Origin of the sequence: uncultured Piscinibacter sp. (assembly GCF_937952055.1) — a bacterium.
In the GTDB taxonomy this organism is placed as follows: domain Bacteria; phylum Pseudomonadota; class Gammaproteobacteria; order Burkholderiales; family Burkholderiaceae_C; genus Piscinibacter.
Window position 1 is genome coordinate 678,063 of sequence record NZ_CALFYO010000021.1, and the last position, 16,289, is coordinate 694,351.

General features: G+C 68.7%; 14 protein-coding genes. 12 read left to right on the forward strand and 2 right to left on the reverse strand.

From position 1 onward, the window contains the following. Positions 1–20: 20 nt before the first annotated feature. The 3 genes from Q0599_RS17475 to wecB all read left to right on the forward strand — a co-directional run bounded on the left by Q0599_RS17475 (position 21) and on the right by wecB (position 2,576). Complete coding sequence (locus tag Q0599_RS17475; protein ID WP_298832035.1) at positions 21–614, forward strand: Maf family nucleotide pyrophosphatase; 594 nt, start codon at positions 21–23, stop codon at positions 612–614. Beyond that, positions 611–1,384, forward strand: a complete 774-nt coding sequence (locus Q0599_RS17480) for an SAM-dependent methyltransferase (RefSeq protein WP_298832037.1) — start codon at positions 611–613, stop codon at positions 1,382–1,384. Before Q0599_RS17475 ends, Q0599_RS17480 begins: the two co-directional genes overlap by 4 nt. Before the next feature lie 85 nt (positions 1,385–1,469). After that, positions 1,470–2,576: a non-hydrolyzing UDP-N-acetylglucosamine 2-epimerase gene (gene wecB / locus Q0599_RS17485; RefSeq protein ID WP_298832760.1), complete on the forward strand. Its 1,107-nt coding sequence runs from the start codon at positions 1,470–1,472 to the stop codon at positions 2,574–2,576. Positions 2,577–2,594: 18 nt separating this feature from the next. Here wecB and Q0599_RS17490 read toward each other — a convergent pair whose 3' ends face one another. Together Q0599_RS17490 and Q0599_RS17495 are read right to left on the reverse strand one after the other, a co-directional pair. After that, a complete protein-coding gene (locus tag Q0599_RS17490; RefSeq protein WP_298832039.1) occupies positions 2,595–4,073 on the reverse strand; it encodes a DEAD/DEAH box helicase in 1,479 nt (492 codons plus the stop codon). Between the two features lie 7 nt (positions 4,074–4,080). Continuing rightward, entirely contained in the window at positions 4,081–5,196 is a 1,116-nt protein-coding gene (locus Q0599_RS17495; protein ID WP_298832041.1) for a glycosyltransferase, read from the reverse strand. A 95-nt stretch (positions 5,197–5,291) separates the two neighbouring features. Between Q0599_RS17495 and rfbB the strand changes: the two genes are divergently transcribed. The 9 genes from rfbB to Q0599_RS17540 are packed head-to-tail and all read left to right on the forward strand — an operon-like array spanning position 5,292 to position 16,284. Continuing rightward, on the forward strand, positions 5,292–6,353 hold the full coding sequence (gene rfbB, locus Q0599_RS17500; RefSeq protein ID WP_298832043.1) for a dTDP-glucose 4,6-dehydratase: 1,062 nt from the start codon (positions 5,292–5,294) through the stop codon (positions 6,351–6,353). Further along, positions 6,350–7,246 (forward strand): dTDP-4-dehydrorhamnose reductase, encoded by an 897-nt coding sequence (rfbD, locus tag Q0599_RS17505; protein ID WP_298832044.1) that lies wholly within the window; start codon positions 6,350–6,352, stop codon positions 7,244–7,246. The genes rfbB and rfbD overlap by 4 nt, the downstream gene beginning before the upstream one ends. 19 nt (positions 7,247–7,265) lie before the next feature. Continuing rightward, entirely contained in the window at positions 7,266–8,147 is an 882-nt protein-coding gene (gene rfbA / locus Q0599_RS17510) for a glucose-1-phosphate thymidylyltransferase RfbA (protein WP_298832046.1), read from the forward strand. Further along, positions 8,147–8,698 (forward strand): dTDP-4-dehydrorhamnose 3,5-epimerase, encoded by a 552-nt coding sequence (gene rfbC, locus Q0599_RS17515; RefSeq protein WP_298832049.1) that lies wholly within the window; start codon positions 8,147–8,149, stop codon positions 8,696–8,698. Before rfbA ends, rfbC begins: the two co-directional genes overlap by 1 nt. Positions 8,699–8,705: 7 nt before the next feature. Continuing rightward, entirely contained in the window at positions 8,706–9,518 is an 813-nt protein-coding gene (locus tag Q0599_RS17520; protein ID WP_298832052.1) for an ABC transporter permease, read from the forward strand. An 8-nt stretch (positions 9,519–9,526) separates the two neighbouring features. Beyond that, on the forward strand, positions 9,527–10,201 hold the full coding sequence (locus Q0599_RS17525) for an ABC transporter ATP-binding protein (protein WP_298832055.1): 675 nt from the start codon (positions 9,527–9,529) through the stop codon (positions 10,199–10,201). Continuing rightward, positions 10,198–11,304 carry a capsular biosynthesis protein gene (locus Q0599_RS17530; protein WP_298832058.1) on the forward strand — a complete coding sequence of 369 codons (1,107 nt, stop codon included), beginning with the start codon at positions 10,198–10,200 and terminating at the stop codon, positions 11,302–11,304. Before Q0599_RS17525 ends, Q0599_RS17530 begins: the two co-directional genes overlap by 4 nt. A gap of 5 nt (positions 11,305–11,309) precedes the next feature. After that, on the forward strand, positions 11,310–13,058 hold the full coding sequence (locus Q0599_RS17535) for a polysaccharide biosynthesis/export family protein (protein ID WP_298832061.1): 1,749 nt from the start codon (positions 11,310–11,312) through the stop codon (positions 13,056–13,058). A gap of 37 nt (positions 13,059–13,095) precedes the next feature. After that, positions 13,096–16,284: an FkbM family methyltransferase gene (locus Q0599_RS17540; protein ID WP_298832064.1), complete on the forward strand. Its 3,189-nt coding sequence runs from the start codon at positions 13,096–13,098 to the stop codon at positions 16,282–16,284. Positions 16,285–16,289: the final 5 nt, after the last annotated feature.

Sequence of the window (16,289 nt, forward strand, 5' to 3'; positions counted from 1 at the left end):
GCGATGGGACAATCGCAGGCATGACCCCGCGCCCTCCGCTGATCCTCGCCTCCACTTCACGCTACCGGCGCGAACTCCTCGAGCGACTGCGCCTGCCCTTCGACGTCGTGTCGCCGCAGGTCGACGAGACGCCGCGCCCCGGCGAGACGCCCGCCGCGTTGGCCGTTCGCCTGGCTGCGGCGAAGGCGGCTGCGGTGGCGGCGCTGCACCCCCAGGCGGTCGTGATCGGCTCCGATCAGGTGGCCGAACTGGACGGCGCGCCGATCGGCAAGCCCGGAACGCACGAGCGCGCGGTGCAGCAGCTGCGCTCGATGCGCGGGCGCAGCGTGGTCTTCCACACCGCAGTGGCCGTTCAGCGCACCTCGAGCGGATACGCCGGTGCCGCCGCCGCGCCGGTGACGGTGCGTTTCCGCGCGCTGACCGATGCCGAGATCGAGCACTACCTGCGCGCCGAGCAGCCTTACGACTGTGCGGGGAGTGCCAAGTGCGAGACGCTGGGCATCGCGCTGCTGGAGGCGATCGAGTCGGACGATCCGACCGCACTCGTCGGCTTGCCGCTGATCCGCACCTGCGCCCTGCTGCGTGCGGCAGGCATCGATCCACTGCAGCCATGAACGGAGCCACCGGCAGGCTCTACCTCGTGCCCAGCGCGCTGGACTTCGGCATCGAAGGTGTCGCAGAGGCGGTTTCGCTGGACGATGTGCTGCCGCTGGGCGTGCTGCGCATCGCCGCGAGGCTGGAGCACTGGGTGGCGGAGAACGCTCGCAGCGCACGCGCCTTCCTCAAGCGCGTGGACCGCATCGTGCCACTCGCCCGGCCGCTTCAGCAGGTGTCTATCGTCGAACTGCCGCGGCCGCCCAAGGGCAGCAGGACCGTGGCGATGCCCAATCTCAGGCCGCTGCTCGCGCCGCTGCGCGCCGGCGCCGACCTCGGCCTGATCTCCGAGGCCGGGCTGCCGGCGGTGGCCGATCCCGGCGCGGCGCTGGTGCAGGCAGCGCATGCCGACGGCGCCGAGGTGGTGGCCCTGCCCGGTCCGAGCTCGCTGCTGATGGCGCTCGCCGCGAGCGGGCTGAACGGACAGAGCTTCTCGTTCGTCGGCTACCTGCCGGTCGAGGCCACCGCGAGGGCAGCGCGGCTGCGCGAGCTGGAGGCACTGTCGCGCAAGGCCCAGCAGACGCAGATCGTCATCGAGACGCCGTACCGCAATGCCGCGCTGCTGGAGGCTCTGGTCGCGCAATTGCAGCCGGGCACGCGCCTCTCGGTGAGCTGCGCTCTGACGGCACCGGGCGCATTCACGCGCAGCGACACCGTCTCGGCCTGGCGTGCCAAGCCGGCATCGCTGCCGGCAGATCGACCGGCGGTGTTCAGTTTCCTGGCCGGCTGAACGCCCCGCATTCACGTGGGACGCGCCGGGAATTCGCGCGCGCAGGCTGAGCCACAATCGTGACGCCTCCTACCCCATGCGACCTATGAGCCAACCCCGAATCGACCTCGTCGCGGGTGCCCGCCCGAACTTCATGAAGATCGCGCCCATCGTGCGCGCGCTGCGCGAGGATGGCAGGCTGCGCTGGCGCCTCGTTCACACCGGCCAGCACTACGACCGGGACATGAACGAGGTGTTCTTCGAGGAACTCGGGATTCCGGCTCCAGACGTCAGGCTCGGGGCCGGCGGAGGCAGCCACGCGGCCCAGACCGCCAAGATCATGACTGCCTACGAGGAACTGTGTCAGCAGGACCGGTCGGACGCCGTGCTCGTGGTCGGCGATGTGAACTCCACGCTGGCCTGTTCGATCGTCGCAAAGAAGCTCTGCATTCCGGTGGCGCACGTCGAGGCTGGTCTGCGCAGCGGCGACATGACCATGCCCGAGGAGATCAACCGGCTCGTCACCGACTCGATCTCCGATTGGTTCTTCGTCACCGAGCCGAGCGGCATGCGGCATCTGCTGCGCGAGGGCAAGGATCCGGCCATGGTTCACGACGTCGGCCACGTGATGGCTGACAACGTGCTCTACCAGGCCGCTCAACTCGCGCACGTCGACACGAGCGGCTTCGAGACCGACGTCTTCAAGCGCCGGCACAGCCGCTACGGAGTCCTGACACTGCATCGGCCCTCCAACGTCGACAGCCGCGAAGGCTTGGAGCGGCTCGCCGCCTCATTGCGCGTGATCTCGGCACGTCTGCCGCTCGCATTCCCCGTGCATCCCCGCACGCGCGCCAACCTAGCGAACTTTGGGGTCGATCTCGGGCCTGGCATCGAACTGATGCCTCCGCAGGCCTACATGCCGTTTCTGCATCTGTGGAAGGACGCAGTGGTCGTCCTCACGGACAGTGGCGGACTGCAGGAGGAGACCACCGCGCTCGGCGTGCCTTGCGTCACGCTGCGCGAGAACACCGAACGGCCGATCACGGTGGACGAGGGCACGAACGAGTTGGCCGGTACCGAACCCTCGCGTGTCATCGAACTGGCGTTGGCGGCCATCGAAGGCCGCTCCAAGCGCGGACGACGACCCAAGCTTTGGGACGGGAATGCCGCCCGGCGAATTGTCGGAATCCTGGCCGATGCCCTGGCCCGCTGATCGAGCCGAATCGCCGCGTCAGGACGAAGGCACTTCGTCGTGTGACTTCTTCGCGCCGAACAGCGCCGCCACCTTCTTCTTCGGTTTGATGTAGGGCGACAGGCCACGCGGCGCAGGGGTGGCCGCCTTCTGCTCCCAGGCCGGCGCCGCCTCCGGGTTGCTCGGCACGTAGGGCTGGTCGAACAGCGGGTCGGCCGGGGCGGCGCGGGGGCGCGCAGCCGCGGCGCGCGGCGCCCGCTCGTCATCGCCGTCGCGCCGGACGCGCTCGCGCTGGTAGTCGCGGCGCGGCGGCTCGTCGTCGAGCTCCAGCGGTTCGATTTCGATTTTCTTCTTGATCAGCCGCTCGATGTCGCCGACCATGCGCATGTCGTCGCGCGAGACCAGGGTGAACGCCAGGCCCGAAGCACCCGCTCGGCCGGTGCGTCCGATGCGGTGCACGTAGTCCTCGGCGTTGAAGGGCACGTCGAAGTTGAACACCGCCGGCAGGTCGGCGATGTCCAGGCCGCGGGCTGCCACGTCGGTCGCCACCAGCACGTCGACCTCGCCGCGCTTGAAGGCGTCGAGCGCCTTCAGTCGCTCGTCCTGGCTCTTGTCGCCGTGCAGCGCGTTGGTGCGCAGGCCGTCGCGCTCGAAGGAACGGGCGAGACGCGCGCAGCCCAGCTTCGAGTTGACGAACACGATCGCCTGGGTGATCGAGCGCTCCTTCAGCAGCTTGAGCACGGCACGCCGCTTGTCGTCGGTGGCGACGCTGAAGAAGCGCTGCTCGACGTTCGTGGCGGTGGCGTTCGGCCGCGCCACCTCGACAAGCACCGGATCCTGCAGGTAGCTCTCGGCCAGCCGCTTGATCTCGGTCGAGAAGGTGGCCGAGAAGAGCAGCGTCTGGCGCTGCTTGGGCAGGTAGCTGAGGATGCGCTGCAGGTCGGGCAGGAAGCCGATGTCGAGCATGCGGTCGGCCTCGTCGAGCACCACGTACTCGACCTGGTTGAGCACGCAGTTCTTCGCCTCGATATGGTCGAGCAGCCGGCCCGGCGTGGCGATCAGCACCTCGACGCCGGCCTTCAGTTCGGCCGTCTGCGGCTTCATGTCGATGCCGCCGAACACGACGGCGGCGCGCAGCTTGGTGAACTTGGAGTACTGCTTGACGTTGTTGGCGACCTGGTCGGCCAGCTCGCGCGTGGGTGCCAGCACGAGTGCACGCACCGGGTGGCGCGCCGGCGACATGCTCGGGTTCTCGTGCTTGAGCATCTTCTGCAGCAGCGGGATCGAGAACGCGGCCGTCTTGCCGGTGCCGGTCTGCGCCGCGCCCATCACGTCGCGCCCGGCCAGCACGATGGGAATCGCCTTGGCCTGGATGGGCGTCATCGTCTGGTAGCCGGAATCGGCCACCGCGCGCAGCAGCTTCTCGTCCAGCGGCAGGGTGTCGAAACGGGCCGGCGCGGGTGTCGCGGCCTCGGGGGTGGCGTCGCTCGTGGCGAGGCCGGGGGTGGGGTCACTCATCCGCGCATTATCGGCGACGCCGGGAATCCTTCCTGGGCATCAGCCAGCGGGGCGACTTGAAGCGGATGATGAGCGAGTACAGCGACACGTAGATGAGCGCGAACATCACGATGAACACGCCCAGCACGCGCGAGTCGTCCCAGAACAGCACGCTGGGCACCACCGCCAGCATGCACAGCATCCACAGGTAGGGCGCCGTCATCGCGTTGCGCTTCGTCATCGCGGCGGCATCCTTGTTGCCGACGGCCCAGCGCAGCAGCCGGCGGTAGACCAGGCTGTGCAGGTGCACGCCGTCCGGCATGTCGATCGCGCGGCCACGCACGATGCGCCGGCGGTACATCGAGAACAGCGTCTCGAAGACCGGGTAGACCGCGGCCAGCAGTGGGAAGAGGGGCGACACCTCGGCATTGCGCAGCACGAGCAGCAGCGCCACCTCCGCCGTATAGAAACCGAGGAAATAGGCCCCGCCGTCGCCGAGGAAGATCAGACCGTGCGGATAGTTCCAGACAAAGAAGCCCAGCGTCGCACCTGCGCCGACCAGGGCCAGCGCCAGCACCAGCGGGTCTGCGGTCTGGTTGGCCACATAGGCCACCGCAAGCAGGATCATGACCACGCACATCGACGCCAGACCGTTGAAGCCGTCGATGATGTTGACTGCGTTGGCCATGCCGGCGACGGCCACCATGGCCAGCAGCGTGGCGCCCCACTCGAAGGCGGCAAGCCCGTCGAGCCCCCAGACGTCGGTGCGGTGGATCGCCGTGCCGAGCACGTACACAGCCAGCAGTGCCGACACGGCAGCCGCCATCAGGCGCGGGAACGGCGGCACACGCTTGGTCAGGTCCTCCGCCAGGCCGGCGACGAAAGCTGGCAGGCCGCAGGCCACCAGCAGCCCCAGATGTTCGGCGAGTTGCGGATGCCAGCCCAGGCCGGCGGCGACGATCACCAGCAGCACGAGCGCCGCGAAGATACTCACCCCGCCGACCCGGGCGACGGGCTTGAAATGGACCTTCTGGGGACCGGAGAGGTCGTGGTCCTTCGTGGCAGCGCCGCGGTGGCGGAGCGCCCGCACGACGAACAACGTCAGCACCGCCGACACGAAGAAGGCGGCCAGGAATTGCAGCATGGGCGAGAGTGTAGTGAGGCCGCCGGGGCCACCCGGCGCGGCCGGGCCTGCCGGGCATGGCCGATAATCCGCGCGTTCTCCTTCGAGCCCCTCTCATGATCCTGGTCACCGGCGGCGCCGGCTTCATCGGCAGCAACTTCGTGCTCGACTGGATCGCCGCGAGCGACGAGCCGGTGCTCAACCTCGATGCGCTGACCTACGCGGGCAACCTGCGCAACCTGGCCGCCATCGACGGCAATCCGCGGCACGTCTTCGTGCACGGCGACATCGCCGACCGCGCGCTCGTCGCCGGCCTGCTTGCGCGCCACCGTCCGCGCGCGGTGCTGAACTTCGCCGCCGAGAGCCATGTCGACCGCTCGATCGCCGGCCCGGAAGCGTTCGTGCGCACCAACGTCACCGGGACGCTGCACCTCCTCGAGTCCGTGCGCGCCCACTGGGCCGCCCTGCCCGAAGGCGAACGCGCCGCGTTCCGCTTCCTGCAGGTCAGCACCGACGAGGTGTACGGCTCGCTGGCGCCGGATGCGCCGGCCTTCACCGAACAGCACCGCTACGAGCCCAACAGCCCCTACGCTGCCAGCAAGGCCGCCGCCGACCACCTCGTGCGTGCCTGGCATCACACCTACGGACTGCCGGTGCTCACGACGAACTGCTCGAACAACTACGGGCCGTTTCACTTTCCCGAGAAGCTCATTCCGCTGATGATCGTCAACGCGCTCGTCGGCAAGCCCCTGCCGGTGTACGGCGACGGCCGGCAGGTGCGGGACTGGCTCTACGTCGGCGACCATTGCCGCGCCATCCGCACCGTGCTCGAGCGCGGCGTGACCGGCCAGAGCTACAACGTCGGAGGCTGGAACGAGCAGGCCAACATCGACATCGTGCGGCAGGTCTGCGCGCTGCTCGACGAACTTCGCCCCGACCCGGCGGGCCCGCGCGCGCGGCTGATCACGCACGTGGCCGACCGGCCGGGGCACGACCGCCGCTACGCCATCGACGCGCGGCGCATCGAGCGCGAGCTCGGCTGGCGCCCCCTGGAGACCTTCTCGAGCGGTCTGCGCCGCACGGTGCAGTGGTACCTCGACCACGCCGACTGGGTGCGCGAGGTACAGAGCGGTGCCTACCGCGAGTGGGTGGCGCAGCAGTACGGCACAGGCGCATGAAGATCCTGCTCTTCGGCAGCCGCGGACAGCTGGGCTGGGAACTGCAGCGCGCGCTCGCGCCGCTGGGCGAGCTGACCGCGCTGAGCACCGACAGCCCCGACTGGCCGGCCGACTTCCGGCAACCGGAGTCACTGGCCGAGACAGTGCGCGCGCTGCGGCCGAACCTGATCGCCAACGCCGCCGCCTACACCGCCGTCGACCGCGCCGAGAGCGAGCCGCAGGTCGCCCATGCGGTCAATGCTGCCGCGCCCGGTGTGCTGGCCCGGGAGGCACGCGCGCTCGGCGCGACGCTGCTCCAGTTCAGCACCGACTACGTCTTCGACGGAAGCGGCGTCGAGCCGCGCGGCGAAGATGCACCGGCAGCACCCATCAACATCTATGGCCGCAGCAAGCTGGCCGGCGAAGAGGCGGTGCGCACCAGTGGTTGCCGCCACCTGATCCTGCGCACCAGCTGGGTGTATGCGGCGCGCGGAGGCAACTTCGCGCGCACCATCCTGCGCCTGGCGGCCGAGCGCGACAGCCTGCGCGTGGTCGACGACCAGGTTGGCGCGCCCACCGGCGCCGAGTTGCTCGCCGACGTCAGCGCGCATGCGCTGCGCGCGCTGCAGCGCGAGCCGGCGCTGGCGGGCACCTACCATGTCGCACCAGGGGGCGAGACCTCGTGGCACGCCTACGCTTGCCGTGTGGTCGACGCGGCGGCGGCGCGCGGCCGGCCGCTGAAGCTTCGCACGCGCGACATCCAAGCGATCCCGACGCGCGACTACCCGAGCGCGGCAGCACGGCCGCTCAATTCGCGGCTGGACACATCGCGCTTCCGCCGCGCTTTCGACCTGACCCTGCCGCCCTGGCAGCAGGGGGTGGACCGCATGCTCGCCGAGCTGCTGGACGACTGACCCCGGAAAGGCACGCACGATGGCACGCAAGGGCATCATCCTCGCCGGCGGCTCCGGCACGCGGCTGCACCCGGCCACGCAGGTTGTCAGCAAGCAGCTGATGCCGGTGTACGACAAGCCGATGGTCTACTACCCGCTGTCCACGCTGATGCTGGCGGGCATCCGCGACATCCTGGTGATCAGCACGCCGCAGGACCTGCCGCGCTACGAGGCGCTGCTCGGCGACGGCGCACGCTGGGGACTGAACCTGAACTACTGCGTGCAGCCCAGCCCCGACGGCCTGGCGCAGGCCTTCCTGCTGGGCCGCGACTTCATCGACGGCGACTGCAGCACGCTGGTACTGGGCGACAACATCTTCTACGGCCACGACCTGCAGCCGCTGCTGCTGAAGGCGGCGGCGCGGCGCAGCGGCGCCAGCGTGTTCGCCTACCACGTGCAGGATCCCGAGCGCTACGGCGTGGTCGAGTTCGATGCCGCCCAGCGGGCCATCAGCATCGAGGAGAAGCCGAAGCAGCCGCGCAGTGCCTACGCGGTCACCGGCCTGTACTTCTACGACGCGCAGGTCTGCGACATCGCCGCCGACATCCGGCCGAGCGCGCGCGGGGAACTGGAGATCACCGACGTCAACGCGCGCTACCTGGCGCAGGGCCAGCTCGACGTCGAGATCATGGGCCGCGGCTACGCCTGGCTGGACACCGGCACGCACGACAGCCTGCTCGAGGCCGGCCAGTTCATCGCCACGCTCGAGCGCCGCCAGGGTCTCAAGGTGGCTTGCCCGGAGGAGATCGCCTGGCGCGCCGGCTGGATCACCGCCGCGCAGCTCGAGGCGCTGGCCGCGCCGCTGGCCAAGAGCAGCTACGGCCAGTACCTCGCGCGGCTGCTGAAGGACAAGGCCTTCTGATGCGCGTGACGCCGACCGATCTGCCCGAGGTGCTGATCCTCGAGCCCACCGTGCACGGCGACGCGCGCGGCTTCTTCATGGAGAGCTTCAACCAGCGCAGCTTCGACGAGGCCGTCGGCCGCCACGTCGAGTTCGTGCAGGACAACCACTCGCGCTCGGCGCGAGGCGTGCTGCGCGGGCTGCACTACCAGCTGCCGCCGCATGGGCAGGGCAAGCTGGTGCGCGTGGCGCGGGGCCGCGTCTTCGACGTCGCCGTGGACATGCGCCGCAGCAGCCCGCGCTTCGGTCGCTGGGCGGGCACCGAGCTCAGCGGCGAGAACCACCGGCAGCTGTGGATCCCGCCGGGCTTCGCACACGGCTTTCTGGTGCTCAGCGACGAGGCCGACTTCCTTTACAAGACCACCGACTACTACGCGCCCGAGTGCGAGGCGGCGGTGCGCTGGGACGATCCGGCGTTGGGGATTGCCTGGCCGCTGCCCGGCAGCCCCGCGAAGGTGTCGTCCAAAGATGCGGTCGCACCAGCCCTGTCGCGTGCCGCCACCTTCGACTGATACCGAAATGCATCTCGCCGACCTCCCCACCCTACCGCGCAAGCGCACGCCGATGCGCATTCAGCGCTCCGTGATCTTCGCTCTGGTGATCCGCGAGTTGCGCGCCCGCGTGGAGGGCAAGTGGCTGAGCCTGATGTGGATGGTGTTCGAGCCGCTGGCGCACGTGCTCGTGATCCTGGCCCTGTTCGGGTTCAGACATCACGTGGTGTCGACCAATATCGAGTTTCCCGTGTTCCTCGTGACCGGCATCCTGCCGTTCTTCATGTTCCGCAATCTCGCGCGGCGACTGCCCACCGCGATCACCGCCAACCGCGGGCTCTATGCCTACCGCCAGATCAAGCCGCTGGATGCCCTGATCGGTCGGGCTATCGTCGAGCTCGGCTTGTACGCGGCCGTGATGGTGGTGGCGTATGCAGCGCTCGGCTGGCTGGGCTACCACTGGCTCCCGATCGCACCGCTGGAGCTCATCGGCGCCTACGCCCTGCTCGTCGCTCTCGGCACCTCGCTGGGACTTCTGTTTGCCGTGATCGGGCACAATCGGCCGCGGGTCCACACGGTGGTAGGCCTGGCCTTCATGCCCTTGTACCTGCTCTCGGGCGTGATCCTCCCGCTACACACCTTGTCGATCGAGGTCCGCGATGTACTGCTCTGGAATCCGGTTCTGCACCTGATCGAGCTGTCGCGGCTGTACTACGTCCCGGCCTTTCAGCCCTTGCAGGGCGTGGGCTGGTATTACCCGGCACTTTTCACGCTGGTCGTTTCGGCGCTGGCGCTGAGCCTGTACCGGCTCAATCGCCACGACCTGCTCGGTCTGGAGTGATACCTGCCATGCTCGAGCTGCGAAACCTCACCAAGTGGTACCCCACGCCGCACGGGCGCCGCTACGTGTTTCGCAACCTGAGCTTCATGTTCCCGTCGGGAGCGAATATCGGATTGATCGGCCGCAACGGCGCCGGCAAGTCGACCCTGATGCGCTTGATCGCCGGCATCGACTCACCCAACGCCGGCTCAGTCATCACCGACGCCCGGGTTTCCTGGCCGGTGGGTCTCGCCGGCGGCTTCCAGCTCACGCTCACGGCGCGCGAGAATGCACAGTTCGTCTGTCGCATTCACGGTGCCACGGGGCGTGCCATGAGGCGCATCCTCGGTTTCGTGGAGGAGTTCGCCGACATCGGCGACTACTTCGATCTGCCCATGCGCTCGTACTCCTCGGGCATGCGGTCCCGCGTCGCGTTCGGCCTCAGCATGGCCTTCGACTTCGACTACTACCTCATCGACGAGATCATGGCCGTGGGCGATGCGCAGTTCAAGGCGAAGAGCCGGGAGCTCCTCGACCAACGGCTGAAGACCTCGCACCTGATCCTCGTCTCGCACAACATGAGCGACATCGCGAAGCACTGCAACCAGGTCGTCCTGGTCGACCGCGGCAACGCCATGCTGTACTCGAACGTCAAGGCGGGCATCGCGGCCTATCAGAAACAATCCCTGACCACTGCCTCATGATCGAGTTGAATTCGCTCACGCCTCGGCGGTTGCTGCTGGCCGTGCTGGCCGTGCCCATGGCGCTCGGCAGCCTGTACTTCGGGCTGGTCGCGGCCGATCGCTACGTGAGCGAATCGACCGTCGCACTCCAGCAGGCGGGTGCCGATGCCTCGGCGCTGCCCGGCGCGGCTCTGCTGCTCGCCGGCCTCAACCCACCGTCGCGGGAAGGCACGCTCTACCTCAAGCAGTACATCCACTCGCTCGGCCTGCTGCAGCAGCTCGACTCCCGCTTCAAGCTGCGCCAGCACTACGAGTCCGAACGGCTCGACCAGATCTCGCGGCTGTGGGGCGGCGCCAGCCAGGAGGACTTCCTCAAGTACTACAGAAGCCGTGTCGAGGTCAGCATCGACGAACTGTCCTCGACCTTGACCGTGCGCGTGCAAGGCTTCGATCCCAAGTTCGCGAACGAGCTCAACCGAGCGATCCTCGAGGCCAGCGAGCGCTTCGTCAACGAGATGTCACACCAGCTGGCGCGCGAGAAGCTGCGCTTCGCGGAGACCGAAGTGGTGCGCGCGGCCGAGAAGCTGCAGAAGGCGAAGGCCGACGTGCTCGCCTTCCAGAGCAAGAACCGACTGCTCGATCCCACGGTGCAGGCGCAGGCGAGCGGCACCATGGTCGCCGAGTTGCAGGCCTCCATCACCAAGTCGGAGGCCGAGTTGCGCGCGCTGCGCACGTACCTGAACGACGACTCGTTCCAGGTGCAGGCGCTGCGCAGCCAGATCGAGGCGACCCGTGCACAACTCGACAAGGAGCGCTCGCGCGGCACCACCTCGGGCCGGGGGGGCGAGCGGCTCGGTGCGCTGGCCATCGAGTTCGAGGACCTGAAGACCCGCGCGGAGTTCGCGCTTGACGCCTACAAGCTGGCCCTGGGCGCCATCGAGAACGCGCGCATCGACGCGACCCGGAAACTGAAGAACCTCGTGGTGATCGAGCCGGCGACCCTGCCCGAGACGGCGGAGTATCCGCGGCGCTTCTACAACCTGGCGACGCTGCTGCTGGTGTGCCTGCTTGTCTACGGCATCGTCCGCCTCGTGATCGCCACCATCAGAGAACACCAGGACTGAGCCCCATGCGATCCCTTCTCACCGGCCTTGTACGCATCACCGTGTCGGCCCTCTGCGCGCTCACGGTCCTGCCTTGCGCCGCACAGTCCGGCTCCGCCGATCCGCTGAACACGAGCCCGCGCGGGCTGACCGAGATGCCGAACATCGCCCGGCCGCGACCGATGAGCGCGACCGCGCCCCAGCCGACCGGCCCCGCCCAAGGCGCGCTCGCCCCGGTGACGAATGGCGTCGCCGTGCAGCCGGCTCTGCCACCCGATCCGGCTACCGCGCTCCAGCCCGTGGTGTTCGGCTCGCAGATGTTCACCGGTCGATTCGGGACCGAGCCCTTCGCCGGCTTCAATCCCGACTACCAGATCGCGATCGGCGACCGCCTCGCAATCCGCATGTGGGGGGCCTTCCAGTTCGATGCCGTGCTGATCGTCGACGCGAAGGGCAACGTGTTCATTCCTAACGTCGGCCCGGTCGCCGTGGCCGGTGTCCGCAACGGCGAACTGAGCCGGTTGATCGAGAACCAGGTCAAGCGGACCTTCCGCAGCAGCGTCGGCGTGTACGCATCGCTCGAGGCCGCCCAACCGGTCAAGGTCTACGTGACGGGTTTCGTGCGTGCCCCGGGCCTGTACGGCGGACTGTCTTCGAACTCGGTGCTCTACTACCTCGACCGTGCCGGCGGCATCGATCCAGACCGGGGCAGCTTCCTGCAGATCGACGTGCTGCGCGGGGGGCAGCGACACTCCACGGTCAATCTGTACCAGTTCCTGCTCGAAGGCCGCATCGAGCCGCTGCAGCTCCAGGACGGCGACACCATCGTCGTGTTGCCGCGCAAGCACGCGGTGCGGGTGAGCGGCGAGGTGCTCAACCCCTACGTGTTCGAGTTTGATCGGCCGAACGTCGGCGCAGCCGAACTGCTCGCGATGGCCCGGCCGCGCCCCGGAGCCACGCACCTGAGCATCCTGCGAAACGTGGGCGCGGAGCGTCGCAGCGAATACCACGCGATCGCCGACGCCCAGAAGGTCGTCATCCAGGATGGCGACGAGGTCCGGGTCACGTCGGACAAGTACCCCGGCACGATCCTGGTGCGGATCGAGGGTGCGCACCTGGGTGAGCGCACCTTGGTTCTGCCCTACGGCTCGCAGCTGAAGGACGCCGTCGCCCGCCTCAAGCCCGCGCCGCAGGCGCGCGTCGAAGCGCTGCAGCTGTATCGACACTCGGTTGCACTGCGGCAGAAGGAACTGATCGAGGCCTCGCTGCGCAGCCTGGAGACCTATGCGCTCACGGCCCGCTCGGCCACCAGCGAGGAGGCCGCTCTGCGCAGCCGCGAGGCGCAACAGATCCTCGAGTTCATCGAGCGCGCCCGCACCGTCCAGCCCAAGGGCCAGGTGATCCTGGCGCAGGGCAGCGAGTCGGGTGAACTGCTGCTCGAGGACGGCGATGTGATTCGCCTGCCCGAACGCAGCCACCTCGTGCTCGTCAGCGGCGAGGTCATCTTCCCGAGCGCGCTCGCCTACGACAACAACGCCAGCGCCGAGGACTACGTGACCCGTTCCGGCGGCTACACGCAGGGCGCGGACCGTGCGAAGGTCCTCGTCGTTCGGCAGGACGGCAGCGTGGGCGACTCGCGAAACACGGCGCTTCAGCCCGGCGACGAGATCATGGTGATGCCCAAAATCGAGACCAAGAGCGTCGAGCTGACCCGCGGTATCACGCAGATCATTTACCAGATCGCGGTGGCGGCCAAAGTGCTGTTCGACCTCTGATCGATTGCCAATTGCGCTCGTGCGCCAGGACAAGACCTTGAGCAACATCACGCCCAAGACCGCCGTCATTTCCATCCAGGACCGCGGCCGGCCCTTCTACTTCGTGTTCCCCAGCGCCGAGGATCACATCCTCGCCACCATGCAGGAGACCGGCGGCTTCTACGAGCTCCAGATGCTGCGCGCGCTGCAGACCGTGCTGAGCCCGGGCGACCATGTTCTCGACGTGGGGGCCAACATCGGCACGCACGCTGTCTTCTTCGCCGGCATCACGGGCTGTCGGGTGACCGCCTTCGAGCCGGTGCCGGCCGTCGCCGCGCTGTTGCAGGAGAACCGTCGTATCAACGGGCTGGACGCGCTGATCGAGGTACGGGCCGAGGCCGTCGGCGCGCACTCTGGGACGGCGAGGGTGGTCTCCAGCGACGAGAAGAATTCCGGTGCCACGCGGCTGGCCGAGTCTGCCGACGGCATGCTGCCGCTGGTTGCGCTCGACGACATGCTCGGCACGCTGCCCACGGTGCGGCTGCTGAAGGTCGACGTGGAAGGCATGGAGGCCGAGGTGATCCGCGGTGCCACCGCACTGCTGGCACGCGACCAGCCGGTGGTGGCGTGCGAGTGCCTGAACCGCAGCGACTTCGAGCTGCTCGACGGCACGCTGCGGCCACTCGGGTACGTGGGCTGCAACGTCTTCAATGCCAGCCCGACGTACGTGTTCCTGCCGGTGGCCGAACTGGCGCGCCGCCCCGAACTCCTGGCCCTGATCGCCGCCTCGCTGCTGACGGTGCGCGAGGATTCGCGCGCCGCGCTGCGGCAGGCCCGCGGAGCGGCGCGCAGCGCCGACGAGTCGGCCAAGGCAGTCGGCGAGCTTCGCACGCTGCAGCAGGCCGAAGTGAACCAGCGCACGCGGCAGGAACTGGCGGCGCTCGGCGAGCGGCTCGACCGCCAGTTCGCCGCGCTGGCGAACCTGCCCGGCCGCGCCGACACGTTCGACGAACGGCTGGCCGCGCTCGACGAACGGCTGGCCGCGTTCGACGAACGGCTGGGCGCGTTCGAGGCCCAGCGACTGGCCGCGCTCGAGGCCGAACTGCAGTCCACCCGCGCGCGCTTCGCGACACTGTCCGACGACGTGGTGCGGGCCGCTCGCGCGCAAAGCGAGGGCACGCGCCAGATCGTCGAGTCCATCGAGGGACTGCGCCTGGAGCACGGACTGCTGTCGAAGGACTACCAGCGCCGCATGACGCGCGCCGAGCGGCGCTTCGATAAGCTCCTCAATGGCCGCGTGTTCGGCAGCCTGCGACGCGTCAAGCGGTTCCTGCAGATCTTCGGCCTGATGCGCAACACCGACGCGGCGCCCCCCGCCCCGCAGACCGCACCCGCGGCCGCCGCTGCGGCCGCTGCGGTCGGCGCTCCGCGCCCGCCGACCGGTGCAGCGCCCGCCAGGGCGCCAGCGGCCCCCGCGGCTCCGGCAGCCCAGCCGGCCCCACCGCCGGCGCCGGTGGTGGTGGACACCTCGTCGCCCGACACGCCGCTGCCGCGGCCCGACAAGGTGCGGCTCGCAGGCGTGGCCTACATGTCGCGCCCTCTGGGCGGCGTCACGGGCCATCACGAGACGCACTCCGGTCAGCCGCTCGTCAGCGTGATCATGACCTCGTTCAACACCGGGGCGCTGATCGAGCCGGCCATCCGCTCCATCACCGCGCAGACCTGGACCAACCTCGAGCTGATCGTCGTCGACGACTGCAGCACGGACGACACCCGCGCCATCGTCGAGCGCCTTGCCGCGGAGGATCCACGGGTCAGGCTGTTCTGCTTCGGCGACAACCGGGGCACCTACTTCTGCAAGAACTTCGGCATCACCCGCTCGAAGGGCGTCGCGGTGACCTTCATGGACAGCGACGACACCTCGGACCCGAATCGCCTGGCACTGCAGTACGAGGCTCTGAACCGCCCTGGCATCGCCGTGAGCACGTGCAACCACATCCGCGTGGACACGGAGGGCAAGACGATCGAGATCAACGGCGTCACCGAGCGCATCGCCTACATCAGCCAGATGATCAAGCGCTCGGTGATCCGCGAGGTCGGCTACTTCGACAGCATCCGCACCTCGGCAGACGACGAGATGCTGCGCCGGATCAAGGCCACCTACGGCCCCGAGTCGCACTCCAACGTGAAGCGCGTGCTCTACACGGCACTGCTGCGCGAGGGCTCGCTCACACGCGACCCGGAGAACGCCATCAACTTCATCGAGCCGCGGCGCGAGAACCAGAGCTTCCTGTCGCCGCAGCGGCGCCACTACGCCGCCATGGTGACGCGCTGGCACGAGTTCCTGTCGCAGAAGAGCCTGCGACCGTACATGCCCTTCCCGGTGGTGCGGCGCCCGTTTCCGGTCTACGGCAAGCTGGTGGTGGCGCCGGGCCGGTACGACCACAATGCCGTCTCGGCCTGCATCGCCAGCTTTCCGCCGCGCAAGGACAAGCTGCGCGAAGTGGTCGCGCGGCTGCTGCCGCAGGTCGACCACCTGTATGTCTACCTGAACGAGTACGAGGAAGTTCCCGACTTCCTGCGCCACTCGCGCATCACCGCGGAGCTCGGCGGCAAGGCGCGCGACCTGCGCGACAACGGCAAGTTCCACTTCATGCAGTCCCTGTCCTCGGGCTTCGTGTTGACCGTGGACGACGACATTGCCTACCCACCCGACTACGTCGAGACCCTGATCCGCAAGGTCGACTTCTACGAGCGGCGCGCCGTCGTGGGCCTGCACGGCACGATCTTCGCCAAGCCGATCCGGAACTACTTCCGCGGGCGCACGCTGTACCACTTCGAGCACGAACTGCCGCACGACGTGGTGGTCAACCAGCTGGGCACGGGCACCGTGGCCTTCCACACCGACCTGCTGCGCCCGGACATCGCCGAGTTCAAGACCACGGGCATGGCCGACGTCTGGCTGGCATTGGCCTGCAAGCGAATCGGCGCGCCGATGATCGCCATCGAACGGCAGGCCGGCTACCTGCAGTCGCTCGGCTTCGAGGAGTCGACCCTGTTCCGCGAGTTCCGCAAGGACGATACGCGCCAGACCAAGCTGGTGCGCTCGGTTGAACCCTGGAGCGAGGCCCTCGAGGGTGACATCGGATCCATCCTGGCCACGCGCGAGCGCACGCTGGGCGCGGCATTCGGCGCGCTGTTGCCGCGGCCGGCGCCGCCGTCTTCGGCCACGCCGGCGGAAGGCTGAGGAAC